Raw genomic sequence first — 24,288 nt, 5'->3', positions numbered from 1 at the left:
CTTCCGGTCAGTGCGGGGTGCTCGACGAGTTGTCGTACGTCCCGTTCGGCTTGGCGCGGTAGGTGTACTTCCCGGACTCGCGGCCGCGGCGCGCGCGGCGGCCGAGCAGCACGAACGTGGTGATCAGGAGCAAGATCAGCAGGCCCACACCCGAGCCGCCGAGGATCAGTGCCGTCTCCACCCCGTGAGCATAAGCGAGCCCGGCCGGCGCCGGGGTGGCGCCGGCCGGGCCGGACGTCAGCCGTCCAGGGCCAGGTGCAGGAACGCCAGCACCGCTCCCGGGCCGACCAGCAGGCAGAGGGCGAACCCGCCCATGAGCGGTTCGTCGTTCCGGAACATCTTCACGAGCAGGCCGACCGCGGCCACGACCGTGGCGATCAGCAGAACGAGCACGACAAAGGGCACAACGCAGTCCTCACTGAAGGCGTGGTGAACAGGGAAATCCGGTTCACCAGGCGGGCGGGGCCCGAGGGGACTGCGCGGTGGGGAGGGAGACGGCCGATCGGGTACCGGGCGCGTCCAGGACGCGGCCGGTCCGGTCCGGCGAGGACGCTTCGAGAGCGGGCGGGTGGACCGCCCACCAGGTGTGCGGCGCCGGCGCGGTCAGGTGTGGCGCGGTCGCCGTGACCCGCAGGACGGCGGGCCGCTCGGTCAGTGTGTCCTGAGTGGACGCCGACGGCCCGGCGGTGACGACCGGCGCGTCCCAGGAGGTCGCGCCGGTCGCCGTGCCGAGGAGGATCAGCAGGACGACGAGCAGCTGCTTGAGCCTCGTCACCTGCACCTCCGCTGGGGCGTGTCCGTTTCGCCCAGCTTACGTCAGGCCCCGTAGGTGGCCTGCGTGACGGCGAAGACGTTCCGGCTGCCCGCGCCCTCCTGCAGGCTCCATAGCAGGTCGGCGTTGGCCGAGTCTTCCCAGTACGACAGGCTTTCGCCGCTGCCCACCCAGGTGTGCGTGGCCGAGCCGGTCGCCGAGGTCCAGTAGTACAGCTTCTTGTCCCCGGAGGAGTTGAACCACCAGCGCCCGTTGTGCGAGGCGACGCCGTTGAGCTTGTACCAGGGCAGCTGCAGCGCCTGGCTCGCGGTCGTCGTCGCGGCGAACGTCGTCGCGCCCGCGGCGAACGGGAAGCGGACCGCGCGCGGGGCGCGGTTCGGGTAGTCCGTGCAGCCCGACGCGCAGGTGTACTCCGCCATCACGATCGACTTGCTGACCCGGTCCAGCGAGATCGACGACCAGGCGAGGTTGGTGCCGGACGTCGTGCTCGCCGTGATGGTGCCGACCTGCGGCAGGACGTAGGCGTAGTTGTGCGCGTAATAGGTACTGCCGCTCTGGTGGCCGATCTGGTCGGCGGTGCCACCGGTGTTCGTCTTGAGGATCTTGCGCATGTCGAACACGCGCATGCCGTGCCCGGTGTCGGCGACGTACAGGTAGTCGCCGTACCAGGAAACGCCGCCCGCGTGGATCGGGATGTCCTGGAAGTCCGGCGCCGCCGCGGTTCCGGTCGGCTGCACCAGCAGGATCTTGCGGTACTTGTTGGGGTAGGTGGCATCCCAGTCGACCAGCGTGATCCGGCTGCGTTCCTGCGCGCCCGTGCAGGAGGCCTTGGTGTACCAGCTGACGGCCACGAGCTGGTGGCCGTCGTAGTTGCCGCTGTCGGCCGTGCCGACCGCGTCCCGGCTGGTCGTGATGCCCTGCGGGTAGTTCGCGCAGTCGGAGTTGTCCGCGCTGTCGAACTGGAACCCGGTCGACAGGCCGGCCGGGGCGAACGACGACGGGAGCCCGGTCCGGTCGTGGTTCGCGTTGTCCATCACCGTGTGCACGGCGGCGGTCCCCAGCGTCGAGACGAGCGCCGTGTCGACGGCGTCGAACTGGTGGTAGTTCGCGCTGAGCGTGTACTGGCTCGCGGGCAGGGTGGTGGGCCCCGCCGCGGCGTTCGCGGGTGGTGCGAGGAGCATTCCGGCGGCGAGCACCGCTCCGATGGGCACGATGAATCGACGACTACGTGGCATGGGACCCCCAGTCCGATCAACGGTCGGGGCACACGCTAGGACTGTCGCCGAAGCGCCGCAATACCCGTTCGTTAAGCGGTACCCGAGCCCGTCCAGAGTTCGTGAGATGTCCATGGGGACGTCGAAAAGGAGCACGATGACCGCACTCGAACGTCTCGCCGACCTCGCCGGCGGCATGGTGCTGGACACCGCCCGGGTCACCGCGGTGACCCGGCTGCCGTCCGACTTCGTGCGTGTGGAACTGGCGGCCGACGCCTTCCGCAAGGCCACCTGGGTACCGGGCGCGAAGCTGCAGTTCCGGCCGCGGCGGGGCACGTTGAGCCTGCGCACCTACACGCCGATCGGCTGGGACGTCGAGCGCGGGACGACGGAGCTGCTCGGCTTCACCCACGGCGACGGCCCGGCGGCGCGGTGGCTGCGGCAGGTGGCGGTCGGCGACGCCTGCGAGGTGTTCGGCCCGCGCCGGTCGATCGACCTGCGCGCCACCGCCGGCCCGGTGGTCTTCGTCGGGGACGAGTCCAGCGTGGCGCTCGCCTGCGCGCTGCGGACCGTCACCGCCGAGGTGTCACACGTCTTCGAAGCGCGCGATCCCGCTGGGCTGACCGAGGTCCTGGCCGGCCTGGACCTCGACGCGCAGGTGATCGGGAAGACGGCCGACCGTGCCGAGCTGCTGAGCCGGGCCCGCGCGGCCGGCCCCGGCGGTCTCGTCGTCACCGGCGACGCGGCGACGGTCCACGCGATCCGCCGCGACAGCCGGACGTGGCCGCACCCACCCCGCGCGGTGACCGGCAAGGCCTACTGGGCCGAGGGCCGCGCGGGGCTCGACTGAGCGAGCCGGGAGCCCGCCACAGCCGAGCGGTCAGGGGCGCTGTCCGGCCTGGTCGACGAAGGTCTTCACCACCACCGCGCTGCTGTCCGTGCCCAGGAACCGGTGCGTGGCCGGGTCGAAGACGAGCACCTCCGGCTTCGCTTCCGGCGACGAGCCGGGCGGAACCGGCCAGGTGATGCCCACTCCGGGACGCCCGGCGCCGTCGGTGACGTGGTCGAGGGCCGTCAGGCCCGGCACCTTCGCCGCCGCCGCGAACAGTGCCGCGTACGACGCGGGGGTGAGGGCCTGCTCGTAGGCGAGGGCGACCACGTCCTTGCCGAGCGCGTTCGTGTCGCCCTTTTCGCCGCTGTGGTGGGCTTCGAGGTAGGCGAACATGGCGTCGGCCGTGGTCGGCAGGTCCGCCCGGTAGGCGGGGTAGGGCTGGCAGTCCTCCGGAGTGCCTTCGAGCTTCGGGTTGTTGGCGCCGTAGACGGGCGCCTTCCCGTCTCGGCAGCCGGCGGACTTCGTGCCGTCGATCAAGCCGTCGCGGGTGCCGTCCACCGAGAGCCAGACCTCGCGTGTCCGGTGCTCCGGAAGCGCCGTCTTCACGTAGAGAAACTGGTCGGGGCGCGGCGCGGTGGCCGGTTCCGCGAGCGCCGCGCCGGCCGCCGCGGTCAGCACCTTCACCGGATCGGCGTTCGCGACGCCGGCTCCCACCCCGATCCGGTCGGCCGGGGTCAGGGTGACGACGGCGGTGATCGCCGCGGCCAGCCCGATCGTCGTGGCGCCCGCGGCCCAGAACCACCGGCGGGGCCGTCCGGTCCGCGTCGCGGCCACGAGCCGCGCCCGGGCCGGCGCGAGGTCCTCCGCCGTCGCGAAGCCGACGGCCTCCGCGCGTTCGCGGATCAGGTCCAGCTCATCCATGGTGCGAGGTCTCCTTCACGAGGTCGACGGCGCCGAGTTCGGCGCGGACGCGGGCCCGGGCGCGGTTGAGCCGCGACTTCACGGTGCCGACGGGGATGGCGAGGGCGTCGGCGACCTCCTGGTAGCCCAGCCCTTCGGCGGCGACGAGCAGCAGGACGTCGCGCTCGCGGGGGCGCAGCACGGCCAGCGCCCGGTCGAGCTTCGCGCCGAGGGCCTGCGCGGTGACGCGGTCGGCGACCCGTTGGGCGTGACCGTCTTCCGCGGCGGGCGGCCCGAGCGCCAGCCGGAGTTTCAGCGCGCGCACTTCCGTCCGCCGGTGCCGTGAGACGAGGTTCGTGGCGATGCCGTAGAGCCACGGCCGCGCGTCCGGCCGGGACAGGTCGAACTTCGCGCGCTTGCCGAACGCGATGAGGAACGTGTCCGCGAGCACGTCGTCCGCGGCCGTCGGGCCCAGGCGCCGGGCCAGGTAGCGGTGGATGTGCCGGGCGTGGCGGTCGAAGATGACCGCGAACAGGCTCGGCTCGTCCCGGGAGCGCGCCATCACGCTCGCGTCGTCGTCTTCGGGGTTCTCCGGGGTCATCGCCCGCCTCTCGCTCCGGCCAGTGTCATCTGCTGTTCTCCGAACCCGCGAACGGGTTCCGGGAATCGAGGCAGAGGTGACTCAGGTCACAGCGGACTGGGCTCAGGCGAGCGCCGGGGAGATGTCCATGTGGACGCGGTAGTCGACGATCCGCGGCCCGTCCAGCCAGATGACCGTGACGCACGGCAGGGCGAGCGGCTTGCCTTCCGGGGACTCGGTTTCGATCGTGAAGCGGCAGAACAGCTGGTCGTCTCCGGCGAAAGCCACCTGGTCCACGGTGTGCCGGACCCACGGCAACGCGCCGGCGGCCCCCGCCGTGGCCGCGACGATCGCGTCGCGGCCCGACAGGGTTTCGCCGTTGCCGAAGGTGTACGTCGCGTCTTCGGCGAACCAGGAGCCGAACGCCTCGGCGTCGCCCGCGTCGACGGCCGCGCACATCGCACGCACCATCTCTTCGTGGCCGGTCACTTCTGCAGCGAAAGGCCGTAGCGGGTCATCACCTGCGCGACCAGCTTCATGTCACGCCCGGGCGGCAGCTCGCTCAGTTCCTTGTAGTAGTTCTCCAGCCCGGGCGGGGAAACGACGGCGACGATGCGGGTCTCCTCGTCGAACGGGTTGCGGAACACGTGCGGCACCCCGCGCGGCATCAGCAGCGAGTCGCCCTGGCCCAGGACGTGCCGTTCGCCGTCCAGCTCGACCTCGACCTGCCCCTGGACACAGGTGAACAGCTCGTCCTCGCGGCTGTGGATGTGGGTCGGCGGCCCGCCGAGGCCCGGCGGCACGACGTACTCGAACAGCGAGTACGCGCCGTTCGTGTCGGCGCCGGTGAGCCGGGCGTGGATGCCCAGGCCGATCGCGCCGAGGTTCGTGCCGTCACCCGGGTGGATGACGTGGTGGCCGGTCTTCGGTGCGGTGTCCATCGGGAATCCTCCTAGAGAGCCGCGGGTTCGGGGGTGTTCTTCGCGAGCCGTGCCAGCAGCTCGGGTGTCAGCTTCCGGTACGCCGCCGGGGAAACCGGGTTCAGCCAGTGCGTCGCCCGGGTGAACCGGGGGATCTGCAGGCCGAGGTCGCCGAGCACCTCGTCGACGTTGTGGATGGAGAACGGGATGATCTTCGTGCCGCGGCAGTGGTGCGCCCCGGTCGCGACGTCCAGGAACGCGAGCTGCCCGACGACGTCCGCGTGCCGCGCCTCGACGTCCGGCAGCGCGAGCGCGCCGGCGAGGTCGGCCGCGATCCACAGCGCCGCCATCTCGGCGTTGAGCGGGCTGAAGAACGACGAGTTGTACCCGTTGAAGTAGAGCCCCGGCGCGCGCAGCGGCTGGATCTGGCGGTACAGCAGGAAGTTCCCGCGTTCGTCGAACAGCTGCTTCTGCACGGTCTCGTCCAGGAACGGCACGCCCTGGGTGAACCCGGTCGCGCAGACGACCAGGTCGGCGGGCAGCACCGTGCCGTCGGCCAGTTCGGCGCCCGGCCGGTCGCCGCCGTGCAGCCGGGTGATCACCTGGTCGCGGCGGACGCGGATGGCGCCGTCGGCCACGCCCTCGAAGAACCCTTCGGTGGCCAGGCCGATCGCGCCCTTGACGATGTCCTCCATCTGCCCGGACGGCAGGAGATCGTGCTGCCGCAACCGGAACTGCCGCACCGACACCGAGCCGACGGAGTTCAGCATCGACGCGCGCAGCCGGTTTCCCGGGCCGTGCAGGAACTTCTCGAACCCGCGCAGCCACCGGTAGCGGAACAGCGCCTCGCCCATCCGGGTCAGCAGCAGCATCTTGAAGTTGAGGAACCCGGCGATCTTGCGCGGCACCTTCCACAGCAGCTGCCGGGCGATGACGTCGGTGGTCCCGGCGACCTCGCTGATCGCCACGGTCACGTCGCAGGCCGACTTCCCGTAGCCGACGACCAGCGCGTGCTTCCCGCGTGCCTCTTCGACGTCGGTGAACTCGCTGCCGGCCAGCACGCGGCCGCCGGCGGCCTCGAACTCCGCGCGTCCGGGGTAGTCCGGGACCGCCGGTTCGCAGAACACGCCGTTGGCCACGACGACCCGGTCGAACGTCTCCGGGACGCCGGAGTCCGTCGTCACCACCCAGCGGGCGCCGTCGGGGACGACGGACTCCACGGTGGTCTCCAGCCGCAGGTGCGGGGTGACGTCGTAGACGTCGGCGTAGGCCGCGAGGTACTGCTGGATCTGGGCCCCGCCGGGCCACTCCGGGAAGTCCTTCGGCATCGGGAAGTCCGAGAACGAGTACTGGGCTTTGGGGCTCTGCGTGGTGAGGCCGGGGTAGCGGCGGGTCCGGCTCCACACGCCGCCGACGTCGGGGGTCTTGTCGAAGACCACGACGTCGTGGCCCGCTTGCAGCAGCACCTTGGCCGTGGTGAGCCCGGCGAGCCCGGCCCCGATGATCGCGACGTGCATGCCTGGTCCTCCTGATCCGGCGCCGGTGCCGGGCAGCTCCGGCGCGGCGTGGGCCACAGCGTGGAACAACCGGCCGCGGAGAGCCAACCGGGAGTCCTGGTCACTGGGACGGCAGCTCGGGTGCGGGCCGCGGCACTGCCCACCGGCGGGCGGCGTACGCCCGGCTGGCCGCGGCGGCCGCCATCCGGACGGCGGGCCCGATCCGGTCCGGTTGCACGGCGGCGCTGGGCCCGGTGACCGACAGCGCGGCGGTGACGTTGCCGGTGAAGTCGAAGATCGGCGCCGCCACGCAGCTGATCCCGGCGTTGCCCTCCTCCCGGTCGTAGGCCCAGCCCTGCTCGTGCACGGTGGCCAGCTCCCGGGCGAGCGCCTCGGGGCTGGTGATCGTGCGGGGCGTGCGCCGGGTGAGCCCGGCTGCCACGACCGCGTCGACGGTCGCCGCGTCCGACCAGGCCAGGATCGCCCGGCCCAGGCCGGAGCAGTGCGCCGGGATCAGGCCACCCACCAGGGAGAGCATCGGCAGCGGCCGGTGCCCGGTGATCTTCTCGACGACCAGCACGTCGACGCCGTCGAGCACGCCGAGCTGCACCGTGGTCCGCGCCGCCGCGTACAGGTCCTGCAGGTACGGCAGCACGGCCTCGCGCAGCTCGTGGCGCACCGGGACCAGGCCGGCCAGCTCGAACAGCCGGGTGCCGATCCGGTACTTGTCCCCGGGCTTGTCGAGCCAGCCCAGCTCGATCATCCGGGCCGCCGTGCGGTGCACGGTCGAGCGCGGCAGCCCCGAGCGCTCGACCAGCCGGGCCAGCGGCAGCTCGCGGTGGGTCGCGTCGAAGGCGTCCAGGATGGCGGCCGCGCGTTCGAGCGCGCCGGCCGCCGACCCGTCGTCAGCCGATCGGGAGTCCCGGGCAGTGGGACTCACCCTTGGCCGCTCTCGCTCATGGACCGAATGTAGGACACATCATGGAGACCAACCAGCACCCCAGCCCCCGGGTCGCGTTCGTCGGCGGCGGCGCCGGCGGGATCGGCGCCGCCGCCGCGGCCGCGTTGCTCGCCACCGGGCACCGGGTCGTGCTCGCCGGACGGACCGAGAAGACCCTGGCCGAGACGGCGTCGGCGCTCGGCGACGGCGTCGATTACCGCGTCTGCGACCTGGCCGTGCCCGCCGCGGCGGCCGACGCCGTGACGCGCGTGCGCGAGCAGTACGGCTCGCTCGACGTCGTCGTGGCCAACACCGGCGGCCCGGCACCCGGCGGCGTCTTCGACGTCCCGGCCGAGCAGTGGCACCACGACCTCGACCTGCTGCTCCTCGGCCCGCTCGCGCTGATGCGGGCCGTGCTGCCCGCGATGGCCGAACGCGGGTTCGGCCGGGTCGTCGTCACGACGTCGACGGCGGTCCGGCAGCCGCAGCCCGCGCTCGCCGCGTCGACGGTCCTGCGGTCGGCGACGACGTCCGCGGTGAAGCTGGCCGCCCGCGAGTTCGCCGACCGTGGGGTCACGGTCAACTGCGTCGCCGTCGGCGCGACCCTCACGCCGCGCCGCCTGGCGGTGGTGCGCGGCCGGGCCGACGCCGCGGGCATCGACGTCGCCACCGCGATGGCCCAGGACCTCGCCGACATCCCGGCCGGGCGGGCCGCCGCGCCGGGCGAGGTCGCGGCCGCGGTGGCGTTCCTGGCGTCGGCCGAAGCGGGGTACGTCAACGGCACGGTCCTGACGGTCGACGGCGGCCGCACGGAATGCCCGGCCTGAGTGGTCACGGCAAGGGAAGGAAACCCATGTCCACGTCCGGACCCGAGTTCGCGATGAGCGACTTCCTCGCGAGCATCGCCCACGTCGTGCGCCCCGGCGAGCAGCGCCCGCTGGTCGTGCACGACGAGGACCTCGTCGAGATCCCGGCCGGTTCGGTGCCGAACCCGACGTCGCTGCGCGTCGCCGGCACCCTGCCGACCACGACGTTCGAGCTGTTCCGGCAGGTCATCCCGGCCGGCGAGAGCTCGGACATGCAGCGCCACCACCACGAGACCGTGCACTTCGTGATCGCCGGCGACGGCCACAGCGAGATCGAGGACGAGGTCGTCAGCTGGACGACGGGCTCGTTCGTCTACACCCCGCCGTGGACCTGGCACCGGCACCACAACGACTCGGCCGAGCACCCGGTCGAGTTCCTGACCATCGAGAACTCGAGGCTGCTCGGCCTGTTCGGCCTGGGCCGCCGGGAAAGCGCGGGCCTGGCCACCATGGAAGAAGCCCGGAAGGCGGAGGAACAGTGACCACAGTGGACGAAACCCGCGTCGAACCGTCGGGGCCGCCGATCCCCGAGCACGCCGGGATCTGGGGCGAGCTGGGCGAACTCGAACACACGCTGCGCTACGTCGACGTCCCCCTCGAAGGCGGGGTCGTGCGGACGCGGGTGCTGCAGGCGGGGACCGGGCCGGAACTCGTGCTGCTGCACGGGACCGGCGGGCACCTGGAGGCGTACGCGCGGGACCTGGCCGGGCTGGCCCGCGACTTCCACGTCACGGTCTACGACATGGTCGGCCACGGCTGGTCGGACCTGCCGGACCGGCCGTACACGATCGACGTCCTCGCCGCGCACCTCGTGTCCCTTTTGGACACCCTCGGTATCGACCGGACGCACCTGTCCGGTGAGTCGCTCGGCGGCTGGGTCGTCGCCTGGGTCGCGGCGCACCACCCGGACCGGGTGAACCGCCTCGTCCTGAACACCCCGGGCAACATCGCCAACAAGCCCGAGGTGATGGCGCGGATGCGCGACAGCACGATGGCGGCGGTGCGCGACCCGAGCGACGCCACCGTCCGCCGTCGCGTCGAATTCCTGTTCCACCACAAGGAGATGGTCACCGACGAGCTGGTGAACCTGCGCCGCCGGATCTACTCCCGGCCCGGGTTCGTCCAGGCGATCACCAACACGCTCGTGCTGCAGGACCCGCAGGTGCGCAAGGACTTCGCGTGGGACCCGGCGTGGGTGTCGAAGGTGACCGCGCCGACGTTGCTGCTGTGGACGAGCCACGACCCGACGGGCGGGCTCGACGAGGCCGACCTGCTGCTCGGCTGGCTGCCGGACGCGCTGCTGCACGTCATCGACGACGCCGGTCACTGGCCGCAGTGGGAGAAGGTCGGCGAGTTCCTCGACGTCCACCGCACCTGGCTGCTGACCGGGAAGGAGCCGTCCTGATGGCCGAGATCGCGGGCTTCGTCGGGATGTCTCACAGTCCTTTCGCGACACTGCTGCCACCGTCCCGGGTGGACGGTCCGGGCGGCCGCTTCCTCGGCGACGCCGAGCGCGTCCGCCGCGCGGTCGAGGACCTCGCCCCGGACGCGATCGTGGTGATCGGCCCGGACCACTTCCACGGCAACTTCTACGACGTGATGCCACCGTTCGTCCTGGGCGTCGAACAGGCGGCGGGTTTCGGGGACTACGGCAGCACGGAGGGCCCGCTGCCGGTGGCGTCGTCGCTGGCCTGGCCAGTGCACGCGGGCCTGACCTCTTCGGGTTTCGACATCTCGCTGTCGTACTCGCTGACGGTCGACCACGGCATCGTCCAGAGCTACGAGATGATCACCGGCGGCACGTCGCTGCCGATGGTGCCCTTGGTGGTCAACACGGCCGCACCGCCGCTGCCTTCCTTACGCCGCTGCGTTTCCCTGGGCCACGCTCTGGGAGCGGCCCTGCGATCAGCGGACTTCCCAGGCCGCGTCTTGATCGCGGCGAGCGGTGGCCTGTCGCACTGGCTGCCGTCGAACGACCCGCGCGACCCGGCGGTGGCGGGCGAGCGCCGTGAGTCACTGATCCACGGCCGCGCGAACGTCCACGCCTTCGCGGCAGCCCGCGAACCACGGGTCCGCGCAATGGGCGGGGATCCCGGCGCTCGGGTGAACGCGGAGTGGGACCGGTGGTTCCTGTCGCAGCTGTCCTCGGGCGACGCGGACGCGGTGGCGGCACTGGGCCACGAGGCACTGGAGGACACCGCGGGCACGGGCAGCCACGAGGTCCGCTGCTGGCTGATCGGCCAGGTGGCGGCGGGCCTGCCGCTGGTGTGGACGAGCTACGAGCCGGTCCCGGAGTGGATCACGGGCATGGGCATCGGCACCACGTTCCCGATCACCTGACCCGCGGGGGTGCCGGGGTGGTCGTGAGTGCGTAACAGTGTTAGAACACTGTTACGCACTCACGACCGGTCTTGGTCAGCAGGGTTGCAGCAGCCAGCAGAGCCGGTAGTTCGCCTTGTACGTCGCCGACGTCGCCGGGGCTACTACGTTCTGCGCCCGCGCGCCGCCATGTGCCCAGCTTGTGAACGCGTACTTCAGGTTCAGCGGCGGGACGTTCTGCGGGCTGTCCGCGCTGATCGAGTTCGTCGACCCCGCGATCACCGTGCGGGAGAACGGCGTCCGCTGCTGGGTGCCGCCCACCGTGAGCAGCACCTGGTTCGGGCTCGACGTGAAGTTCAGCGTCACCGTCTTCGGCTGCAGCTCGACCGTCTGCGTCCCCGTGCGGCCCGTCGAGTCCGTCGCCGTCAACGTCAGCTGCAGGTACGACGGGTACTCGTGGTCCGGCGCCACGAACGAACCCGACGCGACACCCGTGAAGTCCTGGACGTTGTGCGTGTGGCACGTGCCGTTGGCCGCGCAGTGGCGGACCGCCAGCCGCCACGACAGCGCCGACGCCGGGAGCGTGCCGTCCTGGGCGTCCACCGCCCGGCCGGAGAACGGGATCGACTGACCCACCGACCAGGTCAGCGACGAAACCGGCGTGTCGATCACCGGGACCGGGTCGAGGCCGGCGGGATTGCCGACCGTCACCCGGACCGTCGTCGTCGCCGACGCGCCGTGCGAATCCGTCACCCGCAAGCCCGCGTCCACCACCGCCGCGGTCGTGTACGTCCACGTCGGGCGGGGGCCCGTCGAGTCGTCGTACGCGCCGTCCGCGTCGAGGTCCCAGGCGTAGGTGAGAGCGTCACCGGCGTCGGGGTCACTGGAGCCCGTGCCGTCGAACTGCACCGCGAGGGGGGCCGGGCCGGTGGCCGGCGTGGCCGTGGCGACCGCGACCGGCGGGCGGTTGGTGCCGGCCGGGTGGCTGACGCGGTGGAGTTCACCGCTCCCGAGCGCGACGTAGAAGATGTCGCCGCCCGGCCCGCTCAGGACCTGGACCGGTGCGTTGACGCCGGTCACGAACGGCACCAGCTTGGTCGGGCTCGGCTGGCCCGCAACCGTTTGCATCGCCCAGATGCAGCCCCGCGACGAATCCGCGAAGAACAGCGCGCCCGCGTACTCGGCCGGGTAGTTGCTGCCGGACTCGAACGCGATCCCGCTGATCGACGAGCCGCCGGTCGGGCACGGGTCGCTCGCGACGACCTTCGCGTTGTGGTTGTAGGCGTAGTACGGCGCGGTCTGCCCGCCGGCGGAGTACAGCGACTCGCACCGGTCGAGGTTCGCGCCGTCGTACCCGGCCTGCCTTGCCGTGCCTTCGAAGCAGGGCCAGCCGAAGTTCTCCGCGACGGCGTCCCCGGCGTTCGGGACGCGGTTGATCTCCTCCCAGGTGTTCCAGCCGACGTCGCCGGCCCACAGCTCACCGGTGCCCGGGCGGAAGCCGAAGCGGAACTGGTTGCGCGCGCCGTAGGCGATCACGCGGCGGGCGTTGGCGTCACTGCTGCTCGCGAACGGGTTGCCCGGCGCGCCCTCGCCGGTGTCGGGGTCGAGGCGCAGCAGGGTTCCGTTGAGCAGCACCGGTTGCCCGGCGGCGCGGCGGGGTGACTGCGACCGCAGCGCGCCGCCCTCGGCCGACGGCGGCGCGAGGTTCGTCCCGGCCGGCGACGGCGGATCGGCGCACGGGTTGCCGACCTGGCCGTAGTCGGCGAAGTTGAAGCTCGCGCTGTCCCCGCCGCCCGCGTACAGGGCGCCGTCCGGGCCGAAGGCCAGCGAGCCGATCGAGTGGCTGGGGAACTGCTGGCACCAGCCGGTGACCAGCGGTTTCTCGCTGACGGCGGTGCCCGCCGGGCCCATCGTCAGCTGTGAGACGCGGCCGGTGACGACGCAGCCCTGGTCGGTCGCGCCCGGCGGCGTCGGACACGTGTCACCCCAGCGCGGCGCCGTGCCGCCGGGGACGGCGTCGAGCGTGTAGGAGACGTAGACGTACGGCCGCGCGGGGAACGCCGGGTCGACGGCGAGCCCGAGCAGGCCGCGGTCCCAGAAGTCCTGGGTCTGCGTCCGCAGGTCCGCGAACACCGTCGGCGTCGTGTCGGCCAGGGAGTCGAAGACCTTGACCAGGCCGCTCTTCTCGGCGACGAACACCCGGCCGTCGGGGGCGAACGCCGCGGCGGTCGGCGAGCTGAGCCCGCCGATCGCCACGGTGTCGGTGAACCCGGTGGGGACCGCCGCCGCGGCGGGCACAGCGGCGGCGAGGGCGACGGTGAGGGGCACGATCACCCCCGCCGCCACCGCACGTCTGGCTCTACGCGGGAACAGTGGGCGTCGAAAACCCATCACACGAACTCCTTGCGCCGGGGACCGTACCGAGCGTGATCGCTGTCCCGTATGCCGCGAGAAGTCCGAAAGGTGTTACATCAAGGCGGAAAACGTACCCTGATCGCCCAAACGCCTTGGGGGATATTCACTGACCGGCCGGTCAGACGCCGGTGGTCTGGCGGATCCAGCTGCGGCCCGCCGCGACGCTGCCGTACGTCGTGATGCTGGAGCGGTCGCTGGTCGAGCAGACGCCCACCTGGACGCCGCCGTCGATCATCGGGCCGCCCGAGTCGCCGCCCGCGACCGCGCCGTTCGGGGTGGACGCCGAGATCGCCGGGCCGCCGTAGTTGTCGGATGCCGAGGTGTCGGAGATCCGGACGTCGGCACGCTTCAGGACGCTCGACTGGTGGCTGCCCTCGTCGGTCGCCTGGGTCGAGCCCCAGCCGTAGACGCGCGCGGTATCGCCTTCCTCGGCGTCCGAGGAGCTGCCGGCCAGCTGGGCGAACGTGCTGCCGCCGTTGGTGTTCAGCTTGATCAGCGCGAGGTCGCCGCCGGACCAGACGTAGGTCGACGACGCCTTGGCGTGCACGCCGCCCGACGCGCTGTTCGAGCCGACGTACAGGTCGATGTCGGACAGCCGCTGGCCGTTGTTGTCGTACATGCAGTGCTTGGCCGTCAGCACCCAGCGCGCGCCGATCAGCGTGCTGGTGCAGAAGAACGTGTAGCCGTTGGCGTGGCCGTTGAAGCGGGTGATGTAGCCGGGGTTCTGGGCCGTGCTGCCGCCGATGATCGACGGCGCCGCGTCGGGGGAGAGCGGCGCGGTGCTGGCCGACGCGGGGGCGGCGGCGAGCGTGGCGAGGGCGGCGCAGGAACCGGCGAGCAGGGCGGCGGCGCGGATGAACCGGCCGTGGGATTGACGCATCGGGGGACTCCTCGGGGCTTGCGGTGGGGACTCACCGAAAGTAAGCGGCCGGGGTGGTTCGGGTAACCGTCCGAAGGTCCGGGCCGATCAACGGAACAGGACGGATCGTTCGTCGGGTGACACGGGCCACTCGGGGTGTTAGACCGAACGGACCTACCCCGAGAAGGACCCGCATGACGTTGTTCGCGGTGCACTCGCCGGGACGCCGGGAGCAGCTGGCCCGCGCGCTCGCCGACGGCCCGTTCTGCCGGGCGTTGTCGCTGGCCGTCGACCTGAGCGGGCTGGGCCTCGCTCGCCTCAAGGACCGGCTGGCCGCGGCGGGCGCGCCGGTCAGCACCACGACGCTCAGCTACTGGCGCACCGGCCGCACCCGGCCCGAGCGCCCCGAGTCCCTGCGCGCGGTCACGGTGCTGGAAGACGTCCTCGGCCTGCCCGCCGGCGCGCTGACCGGCCTGCTCGCCCGCCCGGACGGCGGCCGGTCGCCGGTCGGCCTGGTTCAGTGGGAACGGCTGTGGGGTCCGCGCAACGGCGTCGTCCCGGTGCTGAACTCGTTCGAAGCCGCCGACGACCCGGCGCTGGTGGTGCTGAGCCTGCACGAGTCCCTGCACGTCCGCGCCGACCGCTCGCTGTCCCGGCTGCGGGTGCGCGAGGTCGTGCGGGCGGTGGCGGAACCCGTGCAGGCCCGGGTGGTGACGCTGCGCGGGTGCGTCGCGGGGACGCCGCCGCGGCTGGTCGCCACCCGGTACTGCGGGCCCGGCCGCACGGAAGTGCTGCCGGAGCACGGTTTCCTCGTCAGCGAACTGGTGCTGAGCCGCTCGCTGGCCGAGGGCGAGACGGCGATCCTGGAGTACGAGTTCGAGTACACCGACGGCGTCCCGGACACCAGCTACGACCGCCGTTTCCGGCACCCGGTGGCCGAGCACCTCCAGGAGGTCCACTTCGACGCGAAGGCCCTGCCGTTGTCCTGTCACGCGTATCGGCTGGAGTCACCGGACGGCCCCGAGCGCGAGACGGCCGAGGTCGTCGTGTCGCCGGTGGTGCCCGCGCACGTCTTCAGGACCGGGGTGGCGCCGGGGATCCTGGGGATGCGATGGAGCTGGCCCGCTCGCTGAAACGGCGGGTTTCCGACCGCGCCCAGCCGGGATCGCCGGTGCAGGCGAAGTCGACCCACGCCGTGTGCATCCGCGTCGCCAGTTCGGCGGGCGGTCCCCCGGTGCCCAGCAGGCCGCGCGGGCCGCGCAGGGCCGGGAGCCGCAGATTGTCGAAGACGAACGGCAGCTCCATGGTGTGGGCCGCGCCGAGCTGACCGTCCACAGCGGACGATCGCCACGCGAACTCGTAGGTGTACGCATTGCCGTGGGCTTCGGCGAGGCGACGGCTGCCGGTGGCGAACAACGCGTCCCCCATGATCGCCGACCGCAGCTCGCCCGGTGTCGCATGTGGACGTTTCGCGCGGTAGGCTGTCACCAGCGCGGCGGGGTCGGCCGACACCCGCGCCGCGGTCTCGAACAGATCCTGCTCGGTTGAACTGAGCAGGTTTCCCTGCGGGGCAAGGTAGAGCGCCCCTTCGTCGGCGTTCGTGCCGATGAGCAGGTCGACGTCGGTCGCCAGTGCCTCGGCGGGCTGGCGATCCAGCACCAGGCTGAACGCGCTCAGCCCGAGCAGCGGATCGAAGTCCGTCGCGGTCCGCAGGTCCAGGCCGCCCAGTTGAACCGCGACGAACTGCTCGTCGGGCACCTCGCCGAACGCCGTCACCGTCGGCGAGACGCCCAGCGCGTCGGCCGCCGCCCGCGTGACCCGGGCCGCCTGCTCGGGGGTGAACGCGCCCAAGCCGTTGCCGCTCTGCACGACGGCCCGCCGGAACAGGCCGTCGGCCTCGGGCGTGGCCAGGATGCCCGCCGTGATGGTGGCGCCGGCGGACTGGCCGGCCAGGGTGACATTGCCGGGGTCGCCGCCGAACGCCGCGATGTTCTCGCGCACCCATCGCAGCGCGGCGACAACGTCCAGGAGCCCGCGGTTGCGGGGCGCGCCGGGCAGGTCGAGGAACCCCGGAATGCCGAGGCGGTAGTTGACCGTCACCAGCACCACGCCGTCACGCGCGAACGCCGTCCCGTCGTAGAGCGGCGAGCGCGTCGAGCCGGTGACGAACCCGCCGCCGTGCACGAACACGAGCACCGGGCGGTCCCGGGCCGACGGTGGCGCCCAGACGCTGAGCGTGAGGTAGTCGTCGCCGCGGACCCAGCCGGTCCCGAAGTACGGCGACATGTCCAGCGCCCCGAAGCCGTCGCGGCGCGGTTGCGGGGCGGTCGGCCCGGGCCGCGTCGCGTCCCGCACCCCCGCCCACGGCTCGTGGGGCGCCGGTGGCGCGAACCGGCCCGCGCCGATCGGCGGTGCGGCGTACGGGACGTCGAGGAAGACCCCGGCGTGGCCGCGGACGTCGCCCGTGGTGGTGGTGACGATCAACGGAATTCTCCTCAGAGCTTGGCGAACGGGGCCCAGTCCTTGATGGCGAACCGGTCGCCGTCGCGGACGACCTCGGCGCCGCCGTGGCCGCCGAGGTGGGCGGGCAGGACGAGCGCGTTCGTGTCCGCGGCCTGGCCGAGCAGCCGCCGCCGGGTGGCGCGGGCCTGCGCGGGGTCCTCGCAGAAGCAGCTGTTCGTGTCGGGCTCGACCAGCTGCAGGGCCGTGTGCAGCAGGTCGCCGACGAACAGCGCGCGGTCGCCGCCCGAGTCGAGCGTGAGCACCGACGACCCCGGCGTGTGCCCCGGCGCCAGGTCGAGCGTCAGGTTCGCGTCGATGCGGTGGCTGTCCTCCCACAGCAGCGTCTGCCCGGCCTCGTGCACCGGCGCGACGCTGTCCTCGAAGACGTTCTGGTTGCCCCGCCCCAGGTTCGGCTCGTGGCCGTTGGCCGGGTTCCAGAACTCGAAGTCCGGCTTGGGCATCAGGTAGGTGGCGTTGGGGAACGTCGGGACCCAGCTGCGGTCGTCGAGGTAGGTGTTCCAGCCGACGTGGTCGATGTGCAGGTGGGTGTTGACGACCAGGTCGACGTCTTCCGGCCGGACGCCGGCCGCCGCGAGGTTGCCGAGGAAGCCGGTGTTCAGGTGGCTCCACACCGGCGTGTACGGCCGTTCCTTGTGGTTGCCGACGCCGGTGTCGACGAGGATGGTCTTGCCTTCGCTGCGCAGCAGCCAGGTCTGGATGGCCGAGACGCAGACGTGGTTCTCCCGGTCGAGGAAGTCGGGTGCGAGCCAGTCCGCGTCCCAGGCGCCGTCCGGGCTTTCGGGGAAGAAGGTCTCGGGTGTCATCCCGACCGAGCCGTAGTACTCCGTGATCCGGGTGACCGTGACGTCGCCCAGCACAATCTCCTGCATGTCCGCTCCGGGGTCGCTGGTGTTTCCTCCAGCCTGCGGCGGGTTCACGCGGGCAACCAGCCCCGCCGTTGCGTACCCCCGGCAGGGTCAGGCTCGCCGCGCGGATCCCGTGTTTACTGGGGACATGGCTGTTCTCGGCGAGTTCCTGCGGGCCCGGCGATCCCTGCTGCGCCCCGAAGACGTCGGCCTGCCCGCCCTTGATGAACGACGACGTGTCGCCGGGCTGCGGCGGGAGGAGCTGGCGCAGCTGGCCGGCGTCAGCGTCTCGTACTACACACGCCTGGAGCAGGGCCAGTCCGTCAACGCGTCCGACGCGATCCTGGACGCGCTGGCCGGGGCGTTGCGGCTCGATGAGCACGAGCGTGAACACCTGCGTGAGCTGGCCGCGCACCGACCCCGCGCGCAACGGCGGCCGCCGCCGGAACGGCTCGACCCGCTGGCGCGCGACCTGCTGCGCTCGCTGGGGGACGTGCCCGCGCTGGTCCTCGGGCGGCGCAGTGACGTCCTGGCGTGGAACCCGCTGGGCCACGCGCTGATGGCGGGCCACGTCGACCCCGCTGCGCCCGAGCGGCCGGCGGACCGGCCTAACACGGCCCGGATGCTGTTCCTCGACCCGCACACCCGCGAGCTGTACGCGGACTGGCCGCGCAAGGCGCGCGCCGTCGTCGGCAACCTGCGGGCCGTCGCCGGGCGGTACCCCGAAGACGCGCTGCTGGCGTCGCTGGTGGGGGAGCTGACCATGAAGAGCCCCGAGTTCGTCGCGCTGTGGGGTGATCACCGGGTCAAGCCGTGCGAAGCCGACTCCTACGTCCTGCGCCACCCGCTGGTGGGCGCGCTGACGGTGGCCCAGCAGATCCTGACGCCGGCGCGGTCGCCGGAGCAGACCGTCGTCGTCGTGACGACGGCGGAGGGCTCCGCCTCGGAGAACACGCTCAAGCTGCTCGCCCGGTCAGGGCACTGACCCGGCCAGCTTCTCCTTGCGGGCGGCCAGATCCGCGGCGGGGTAATGTTTTCCGGCGCGGACGACACCCGCGATGTGCCCGAGGTGCTTGACGTCGGTCAGCGGGTTGCCGGCCAGCAGCACCAGGTCGGCGTTCTTGCCGGGCTCGACGGTGCCCATGGTGTCGGTCGTGCCGAGGAACTCGGCCGGGAGTGTCGTCGTCAGCTGCAGGATCCGCAACGGCGTGAGGCCGGCGCGGGCGAACTCCGCGAACTCGCGGTGCAGGGCCGCGCCGGGGACAACCCAGGCGGCGCCGGAAGAATCGGTGCCGGCGAGCATCTTGACCCCGGCGTCGTCGAACAGCTTCGTGAGGTCGAGCTGCCGTTCGTAGGCCTCGGTGAACGTCGCGCGGGCGTCGGCGGGGAACCCGGCGAACTTGGCGGCCGCCGCACGCCAGGCCTTCCGCGTCGACGGCGTGACGTACGTCAAGTCCGGGTCGTCGGCGAACTCGGGGGAGTCGCACAGCTCCTGGGTCTTGATCCGGATCAGCGTCGGGACCTGCCAGGTGCCGTCGGCGGCGAACCGCTCGGCGAGGACGTGCGCCCGGTCGCGGTCGAACGTGCCGACGGCGTGGGAGAGATTCGCGATGTCCGCCGGCTTGCTGAGGTTGAGCGGGTTGATCACCAGCTTGCGCAGCACGCGGTCCATGATCTTGTCCAGGAACGGGATCTTGAACGGCGGCAGCTTCAGCTGGGGCCCGCCCGCCGCGGCGGTCTCGCGGATGTGGTCGTGGTCGCCGGAGCAGCAGGCGAACAGCGCGACGCCGGGGCCGAGGTGCTCGATCGACTTCATCCCGAGCCGGGACGCCTTTTCGACGTCGATGCCGGCCGGCAGGTGCCCGACGATGGACAGGCCGAGGCGACGGGCTTCGGCCTGGGCGTCGAAGAATACGTCGCGGGTGACGAGACCGGCCTTGATGAAGTCGGCGCCTTCCGCGTGCTGCTCCCGGATGGCCGCGACGACCTGGTCCACTGTGGACGCGTTCGCCGGCGTCAGCAGCGGCCCCGGAGTGGCGAGCAGCGCGGGGGCGGCTTCGGGGAAGCCGAGCTTCCCGGCGGCGCGACGGCGCAGGAGATCGATGCTGCCGCCCATCTGCCGGAAGCCGGTGATGCCGTGGACGAGCATCAGCTCGAGGGTCGCCGCCGGATCGGCCTTGCCGAGAGGATGGGCATGCATGTCGTTGTACCCGGGGACGACATAAGTCCCGCTGGCGTCGACGCGCTGCGCGTCCGCCTCGATACCGGGCCGGACGTCGAGGATCCGGCCGTCCTCGATCAGGACGTCGGTGCTTTCGCTCAGACCGCCGTCCCGCGGATCGACGACGGTGGCGGCGGTGAGCAGCAGGCGGGTGGTCATGCGGTCTCCGTCGCGGGGCGGTCGGCGGCCGGCGTGAGGCCGCCGTCGACGAGGATCTGTTGCGTGCGGCGGACATGCGCGGCGAAGAGGGTCTCCGCGGCTTCGGTGTCGTGGGCCAGGGCGGCATCGAGGAGTCCTTTGTGCTCGCCGGCGACGTCGCGGTGCAGCTCCCTCGTGCCGGTGGCCGACCAGGCGCGGTAGACCTCGGCGGCGTCCGAGAGCCGGGCGCAGATGTCCAGCAGCACGGCGTTGCCGCACGCCTCGATCAGCGTGCGGTGGAACGCCAGGTGCGCCAGCGCCCACTCCTCGTTGCGCCGCGGCTGGTCGCCGGGCAGCAGCATCGGCTGCACCGACAGCCGGTGGTGGGCGGCCAGCACCTCGGACTCCCAGGTGACGCCGCCGCGTTCGACGGACAGCCGCAGCGCCGCGCCTTCGTTGACCACGCGGGCCTCGGTGAGGTCGTTGAGCGCGCGCAGGGACAACGGCGTCACGTGGAAGCCGCGGTTGCGGTCGACCTGCACGAGGTCCTTCGCGCTGAGCAGGCCGAGCGCCTCCCGCACGACACTGAGGCTCACGCCGTACTGTTCGCCCAGCTCACCGGGCTTGAGCCGCTCGCCGGGTGGCCGGTCGCCGTTGAGGATCGCCGACCGCAGCTGCTCGTAGACCATCACGGCCAGGCTCTCGCCGCCCGCTCTCTTCGCCATGATCGCAGCGTAACACACTCTGCGACTGATAATCGATTCTGTGCTTGACAGTCGTCTATTGCGGGCAGAGTATGAGTCGCATCGACCGATCGAAAGGCAGCTCATGCGGATCGCGACTCTCTCCGGACGGCTCGTCCTCGTGACCGAGGCCGGCGCCGTCGACGTCGAACAAGCCAGCGAGCGGCGGTTTTCCGCCGACCCGCAGGCGATCTACGACCGCTGGGCCGAGTTCCGGGACTGGGCCGCGGCGGCCTCGCACGACACCGCGGCGCCATTCGCGGAAAGCGACCTCGGAGCGCCGGTCCCGGCGCCGCGCCAGATCTTCGGCGTCGGCCTCAACTACCGCGACCACGCCGCCGAATCGGGCCTCGGCCTGCCGGACTCGCCGACCGTCTTCACGAAGTTCGCGAGCAGCCTGACCGGCCCGTCCGGGGCGATCGCGCTCCCGGGCCCGACGGACTGGGAGGTCGAGCTGGTCGCCGTCATCGGGGTTCTCGCCCGCGACGTCCCGGCCGAGCGCGGCTGGGAGCACGTCGCCGGGCTGACGGTCGGGCAGGACCTCTCCGACCGGACGTTGCAGCTGGCCGGGCCCGCGCCGCAGTTCAGCCTCGGCAAGTCGCGCCCCGGCTTCGGGCCGATCGGGCCGTGGGTGGTGACGCCCGACGAGTTCGCCGACCCGGACGACCTCGCGCTCGACTGCGCGGTCAACGGCGAGTCCGTGCAGAAGAGCCGGACCAGCGAGCTGATCTTCTCGGTGCCGGAGCTGGTGGCCCGCCTCTCCGCCGTGCTGCCGCTGTGGCCGGGTGACCTGATCTTCACCGGGACGCCGGCCGGGGTCGGCATGGCGCGCAGCCCCCAGCGGTTCCTCGGCCCGGGCGACGAGCTGGTCAGCACCATCGAGGGCATCGGCCGGATGCACCACCGGTTCACCGCGCCGTGACAGCCCTCGACCCGGACCGCTTCCGCGCGGTGATGGCGGCGGTGTGCGCGCCGGTGACGATCGTGACGACGTTCTCCGAAGACGGCCGCCCGTGCGGCGCGACGGTCAGCTCGTTCACGTCCCTGTCGCTCGACCCGCCACTGGTCGGCGTCGCCTTCGACCGGCGATCGGCGTTGCTGGCCGCCATCCGGGACCGTGGTCGCTTCGGCGTCAACCTGCTCGGCCACGGCCAGGACGACCTGGCGGTGTTGTTCGCCACCCGCGGCGCCGACCGCTTCGGCGCGGAAACGGCGTGGTTCACCGACGACGGCCTGCCGAGACTGCGCGACGCCGCCGGCTGGGTCGGCTGCGACCTGGACCGCACGATCGAGGCGGGCGACCACCTGCTGCTGTTCGGCAAGGTCACGGCGCTGGGCCGAGCCGAGCGCCCACCGCTGGTCTACGCGCACCGCACGTTCGGCACCCACTCGAAGTTCGCCGAACGGCCCCGGCCACCCATCACGGACCTGATCGCCGCCTGCGCCCGCTAGCCGCCTGCACCCGGCTTACTGCTCGTGAGTGGTAATGCGGGTTAGAACCCGCATTACCACTCACGACCAGCCGCGGCAGAAGGACCAGTCTGCGAAAGGACAACGACGTCATGACCATCGCGACCCAACAGCCCGCGCCCACCACCGAAACCGTCCTGGCCCGGATCCGGGCCATCCTGCCGTTGCTCGCGAAGAACGCCGCGCAGGGTGAGACCGACCGGCGGGTCACCGAGGAGAGCATCGCCGCGCTGACCGACGCCGGTGCGTTCAAGATCGCCCAGCCTCGCCGCTACGGCGGCTACGGCCTGCCCGTGCGGTCGATGCTCGAAGTGTCCGCGGCGGTCGGCGAGGCCGACGGCGGCACCGCCTGGGTCGTCGCCCTGAGCAACGTCTGCGCGTGGCTGGCCGGGCTCTTCAGCCGGCAGGCGCAGGACGACGTCTGGGGCGCGAACCCGGACGCGAAGGTCTCCGGCGTCCTCGCGCCGACCGCCGAGACGACCAAAGTGGACGGTGGCTACCGCGTCACCGGGCGCTGGTACTACAACTCCGGCTCCTGGCACGCCGACTGGGCCGGCGTCGGCATCCCGCTGACCGACGAGCGCGGCGAGGTCGTCGACCAGGGGATGGCGCTGATCCCGCGCACCGACCTCGGGCTCGAGGAGACGTGGTTCGTCGCCGGGATGCGCTCGTCCGGCTCGAACTGCCTGATCGCGCGGGACGTCTTCGTACCCGATCACCGCGTGATGTCCGTGCCGCCCGCGATCGCCGGGCGGTACGCCGTGGAGGATCCCGAAGAAGACCTCTACCGGGCCGCGTTCGTGCCCACCCTCGCGCTCGTGCTCGCCGGCCCGCAGCTCGGCCTCGGCCGCGCGGCGCTGCGGATGGTGCGGGAGAAGGCCGCCCGCAAGGCGATCTCCTACACCGCCTACACCACCCAGGCCGAGTCGGCCGCCTTCCAGCTGCAGCTCGCCGAGGCCGCGATGCGGATCGACTCCGCGCACCTGCACGTCTTCCGCGCGGCCGACGACATCGACACCGCCGCCGCGAACCGCACCTACCCCGACGCCGAGCTGCGGGCCCGCGTGCGCGCGGACACCGGCTGGGCCGTCGAGAACGTCACCAAGGCGTTCGACGTCCTGCTGTCCGCCCACGGCGCGGGCAGCTTCGCCGAGGCCAACCCGCTGCAGCGGATGTGGCGCGACTCGGCCGTCGCCGCGCGGCACGCGATCGTGCTGCCCGCCGTCGGCTACGAGGTCTACGGCAAGGCCTTGCTCGGCCGCGACGACCAGATCACCCCGCTCGTCTGACCCGAAGGAGCCCGTGATGGCCCTGCACCGCCTCACGAAGATCACCGTCGGCGTGCCGAACGTCGACGAGACCGCGAAGTACTACACCGAGTTCGGCCTGACCCCGACCGGCTCGGGGTTCGCCACCGCCGACGGCGGCGAGCAGCTCGAACTGCGCCCCAGCGCGCAGCGGCGGCTGCTCACCCTCGGCGTCGGCGCCGACGACCCGGACGACCTGGACCGCGTCGCCGCGTCGCTGGCCCACCTCGACCTCGGCAGCCGGCGCGTCGGCGACGCCCTGCACACGAAGGACCCGGTGACCGGCCTCGACGTCGTCGTCTCGGTGGCGCCGCGGCTGCGGCAGGAACCGCCGGAACCGGTGGCCTACAACCAGCCCGGTGCGGCACGACGGGCCAACGTCCGCGCGCCCGCCATCGACCGGGAGCAGGCCGTCCGCCCGCGCAAGCTCGGGCACGTCGTGTTCGGCTCGACCGACCAGGCCGCCACCCAGAAGTTCTTCACCGAGGGGCTCGGCTTCAAGGTCAGCGACGAGGCCCCCGGCTTCGCCTCCTTCATGCGCTGCTCGACCGATCACCACAACGTGCTCGTCCAGCAGGCGCCGGTGAGCTTCCTGCACCACACGTCCTGGGAGGTCGACGACGTCGACGAGGTCGGCCGCGGCGCCACCGCGATGCTGCAGGGCCACCCCGAGCGGCACACGTGGGGCCTGGGCCGGCACTACATCGGCTCGAACTTCTTCTGGTACCTGCGCGACCCGGCGGGCAACTTCTCCGAGTACTACTCCGACATCGACTGCATCCTGGAGGACCAGATCTGGGAGCCGCGGGTGGTGGCGGGGGAGAAGAGCCTCTACGCGTGGGGGCCGCCGCCCCCGCCGTCGTTCCTGGCCCCGGAGGACCTGGCCGACCTGATGACCGACGCCCACCCGGGATCCTGACGCGTGTGA

General features: G+C 72.2%; 27 protein-coding genes. 11 read left to right on the top strand and 16 right to left on the bottom strand.

The window, feature by feature from the left end:
• Positions 1-7 precede the first annotated feature (7 nt).
• From OHS58_RS20965 to OHS58_RS20950, 4 genes are read right to left on the bottom strand one after another with little or no spacing between them, the layout of a single operon-like run.
• Positions 8-181: a hypothetical protein gene (locus tag OHS58_RS20965; protein WP_328649532.1), complete on the bottom strand. Its 174-nt coding sequence runs from the start codon at positions 179-181 to the stop codon at positions 8-10.
• A gap of 56 nt (positions 182-237) precedes the next feature.
• Complete coding sequence (locus OHS58_RS20960; RefSeq protein WP_326948092.1) at positions 238-405, bottom strand: hypothetical protein; 168 nt, start codon at positions 403-405, stop codon at positions 238-240.
• Between the two features lie 43 nt (positions 406-448).
• The gene (locus OHS58_RS20955) at positions 449-775 is read right to left on the bottom strand and encodes a hypothetical protein (RefSeq protein WP_326954519.1); all 327 of its coding nucleotides are present in this window, start codon (positions 773-775) and stop codon (positions 449-451) included.
• 41 nt (positions 776-816) lie between these two features.
• Positions 817-1,983, bottom strand: coding sequence for a hypothetical protein (locus OHS58_RS20950; RefSeq protein WP_326954518.1), 1,167 nt, complete (start codon positions 1,981-1,983; stop codon positions 817-819).
• Between the two features lie 160 nt (positions 1,984-2,143).
• On the opposite strand from OHS58_RS20950, the gene OHS58_RS20945 reads away from it, so the two are divergent.
• Positions 2,144-2,836, top strand: coding sequence for a siderophore-interacting protein (locus OHS58_RS20945; RefSeq protein ID WP_328649531.1), 693 nt, complete (start codon positions 2,144-2,146; stop codon positions 2,834-2,836).
• Positions 2,837-2,866: 30 nt separating this feature from the next.
• Here OHS58_RS20945 and OHS58_RS20940 read toward each other — a convergent pair whose 3' ends face one another.
• The 6 genes from OHS58_RS20940 to OHS58_RS20915 form a co-directional block, all read right to left on the bottom strand.
• Positions 2,867-3,739, bottom strand: a complete 873-nt coding sequence (locus OHS58_RS20940; RefSeq protein WP_328649530.1) for a CU044_5270 family protein — start codon at positions 3,737-3,739, stop codon at positions 2,867-2,869.
• The gene (locus OHS58_RS20935; protein ID WP_326954515.1) at positions 3,732-4,319 is read right to left on the bottom strand and encodes an RNA polymerase sigma factor; all 588 of its coding nucleotides are present in this window, start codon (positions 4,317-4,319) and stop codon (positions 3,732-3,734) included. The genes OHS58_RS20940 and OHS58_RS20935 overlap by 8 nt, the downstream gene beginning before the upstream one ends.
• A gap of 102 nt (positions 4,320-4,421) precedes the next feature.
• Positions 4,422-4,787, bottom strand: coding sequence for a nuclear transport factor 2 family protein (locus OHS58_RS20930; RefSeq protein ID WP_326954514.1), 366 nt, complete (start codon positions 4,785-4,787; stop codon positions 4,422-4,424).
• On the bottom strand, positions 4,784-5,239 hold the full coding sequence (locus OHS58_RS20925; RefSeq protein WP_326948099.1) for a cupin domain-containing protein: 456 nt from the start codon (positions 5,237-5,239) through the stop codon (positions 4,784-4,786). The genes OHS58_RS20930 and OHS58_RS20925 overlap by 4 nt, the downstream gene beginning before the upstream one ends.
• 11 nt (positions 5,240-5,250) lie before the next feature.
• Positions 5,251-6,735 carry a flavin-containing monooxygenase gene (locus OHS58_RS20920; protein ID WP_328649529.1) on the bottom strand — a complete coding sequence of 495 codons (1,485 nt, stop codon included), beginning with the start codon at positions 6,733-6,735 and terminating at the stop codon, positions 5,251-5,253.
• 100 nt (positions 6,736-6,835) lie between these two features.
• Positions 6,836-7,654 carry an IclR family transcriptional regulator gene (locus OHS58_RS20915; RefSeq protein WP_326948101.1) on the bottom strand — a complete coding sequence of 273 codons (819 nt, stop codon included), beginning with the start codon at positions 7,652-7,654 and terminating at the stop codon, positions 6,836-6,838.
• Between the two features lie 41 nt (positions 7,655-7,695).
• Between OHS58_RS20915 and OHS58_RS20910 the strand changes: the two genes are divergently transcribed.
• From OHS58_RS20910 to OHS58_RS20895, 4 genes are read left to right on the top strand one after another with little or no spacing between them, the layout of a single operon-like run.
• Positions 7,696-8,481, top strand: a complete 786-nt coding sequence (locus tag OHS58_RS20910; RefSeq protein WP_328649528.1) for an SDR family oxidoreductase — start codon at positions 7,696-7,698, stop codon at positions 8,479-8,481.
• A 26-nt stretch (positions 8,482-8,507) separates the two neighbouring features.
• Positions 8,508-9,002, top strand: coding sequence for a cupin domain-containing protein (locus tag OHS58_RS20905; RefSeq protein ID WP_328649527.1), 495 nt, complete (start codon positions 8,508-8,510; stop codon positions 9,000-9,002).
• Positions 8,999-9,925 carry an alpha/beta fold hydrolase gene (locus OHS58_RS20900; RefSeq protein WP_328649526.1) on the top strand — a complete coding sequence of 309 codons (927 nt, stop codon included), beginning with the start codon at positions 8,999-9,001 and terminating at the stop codon, positions 9,923-9,925. The genes OHS58_RS20905 and OHS58_RS20900 overlap by 4 nt, the downstream gene beginning before the upstream one ends.
• Positions 9,925-10,860 carry a 2,3-dihydroxyphenylpropionate 1,2-dioxygenase gene (locus tag OHS58_RS20895; protein WP_328649525.1) on the top strand — a complete coding sequence of 312 codons (936 nt, stop codon included), beginning with the start codon at positions 9,925-9,927 and terminating at the stop codon, positions 10,858-10,860. The genes OHS58_RS20900 and OHS58_RS20895 overlap by 1 nt, the downstream gene beginning before the upstream one ends.
• A gap of 75 nt (positions 10,861-10,935) precedes the next feature.
• Here OHS58_RS20895 and OHS58_RS20890 read toward each other — a convergent pair whose 3' ends face one another.
• Complete coding sequence (locus OHS58_RS20890; protein WP_328649524.1) at positions 10,936-13,173, bottom strand: PQQ-dependent sugar dehydrogenase; 2,238 nt, start codon at positions 13,171-13,173, stop codon at positions 10,936-10,938.
• Positions 13,174-13,372: 199 nt separating this feature from the next.
• The gene (locus OHS58_RS20885) at positions 13,373-14,134 is read right to left on the bottom strand and encodes a S1 family peptidase (protein ID WP_328649523.1); all 762 of its coding nucleotides are present in this window, start codon (positions 14,132-14,134) and stop codon (positions 13,373-13,375) included.
• 173 nt (positions 14,135-14,307) lie between these two features.
• On the opposite strand from OHS58_RS20885, the gene OHS58_RS20880 reads away from it, so the two are divergent.
• On the top strand, positions 14,308-15,246 hold the full coding sequence (locus tag OHS58_RS20880) for a hypothetical protein (RefSeq protein WP_326954506.1): 939 nt from the start codon (positions 14,308-14,310) through the stop codon (positions 15,244-15,246).
• Here OHS58_RS20880 and OHS58_RS20875 read toward each other — a convergent pair.
• Both OHS58_RS20875 and OHS58_RS20870 read right to left on the bottom strand, forming a co-directional pair.
• On the bottom strand, positions 15,188-16,603 hold the full coding sequence (locus OHS58_RS20875) for a carboxylesterase/lipase family protein (RefSeq protein WP_442875566.1): 1,416 nt from the start codon (positions 16,601-16,603) through the stop codon (positions 15,188-15,190). The genes OHS58_RS20880 and OHS58_RS20875 overlap by 59 nt on opposite strands.
• Before the next feature lie 5 nt (positions 16,604-16,608).
• A complete protein-coding gene (locus OHS58_RS20870) occupies positions 16,609-17,505 on the bottom strand; it encodes an MBL fold metallo-hydrolase (protein ID WP_328649521.1) in 897 nt (298 codons plus the stop codon).
• A 124-nt stretch (positions 17,506-17,629) separates the two neighbouring features.
• On the opposite strand from OHS58_RS20870, the gene OHS58_RS20865 reads away from it, so the two are divergent.
• Positions 17,630-18,466 carry a helix-turn-helix transcriptional regulator gene (locus tag OHS58_RS20865; protein ID WP_328649520.1) on the top strand — a complete coding sequence of 279 codons (837 nt, stop codon included), beginning with the start codon at positions 17,630-17,632 and terminating at the stop codon, positions 18,464-18,466.
• Here the strand turns inward: OHS58_RS20865 and OHS58_RS20860 are convergent.
• A complete protein-coding gene (locus tag OHS58_RS20860) occupies positions 18,455-19,861 on the bottom strand; it encodes an amidohydrolase family protein (RefSeq protein ID WP_328649519.1) in 1,407 nt (468 codons plus the stop codon). The two genes, OHS58_RS20865 and OHS58_RS20860, sit on opposite strands and share 12 nt — an antisense overlap.
• Positions 19,858-20,565, bottom strand: coding sequence for a GntR family transcriptional regulator (locus tag OHS58_RS20855; RefSeq protein ID WP_326948114.1), 708 nt, complete (start codon positions 20,563-20,565; stop codon positions 19,858-19,860). The genes OHS58_RS20860 and OHS58_RS20855 overlap by 4 nt, the downstream gene beginning before the upstream one ends.
• 103 nt (positions 20,566-20,668) lie before the next feature.
• On the opposite strand from OHS58_RS20855, the gene OHS58_RS20850 reads away from it, so the two are divergent.
• The 4 genes from OHS58_RS20850 to OHS58_RS20835 all read left to right on the top strand — a co-directional run bounded on the left by OHS58_RS20850 (position 20,669) and on the right by OHS58_RS20835 (position 24,279).
• Positions 20,669-21,505: a fumarylacetoacetate hydrolase family protein gene (locus OHS58_RS20850; protein WP_326954500.1), complete on the top strand. Its 837-nt coding sequence runs from the start codon at positions 20,669-20,671 to the stop codon at positions 21,503-21,505.
• Complete coding sequence (locus tag OHS58_RS20845) at positions 21,502-22,035, top strand: flavin reductase family protein (RefSeq protein ID WP_328649518.1); 534 nt, start codon at positions 21,502-21,504, stop codon at positions 22,033-22,035. The genes OHS58_RS20850 and OHS58_RS20845 overlap by 4 nt, the downstream gene beginning before the upstream one ends.
• Before the next feature lie 110 nt (positions 22,036-22,145).
• Positions 22,146-23,342: an acyl-CoA dehydrogenase family protein gene (locus OHS58_RS20840; RefSeq protein ID WP_328649517.1), complete on the top strand. Its 1,197-nt coding sequence runs from the start codon at positions 22,146-22,148 to the stop codon at positions 23,340-23,342.
• 16 nt (positions 23,343-23,358) lie between these two features.
• A complete protein-coding gene (locus OHS58_RS20835) occupies positions 23,359-24,279 on the top strand; it encodes a VOC family protein (RefSeq protein WP_328649516.1) in 921 nt (306 codons plus the stop codon).
• Positions 24,280-24,288: the final 9 nt, after the last annotated feature.

It is taken from the genome of Amycolatopsis sp. NBC_00348 (assembly GCF_036114655.1).
GTDB lineage: Bacteria > Actinomycetota > Actinomycetes > Mycobacteriales > Pseudonocardiaceae > Amycolatopsis.
This window is presented reverse-complemented; position numbering and strand designations above follow the sequence as displayed.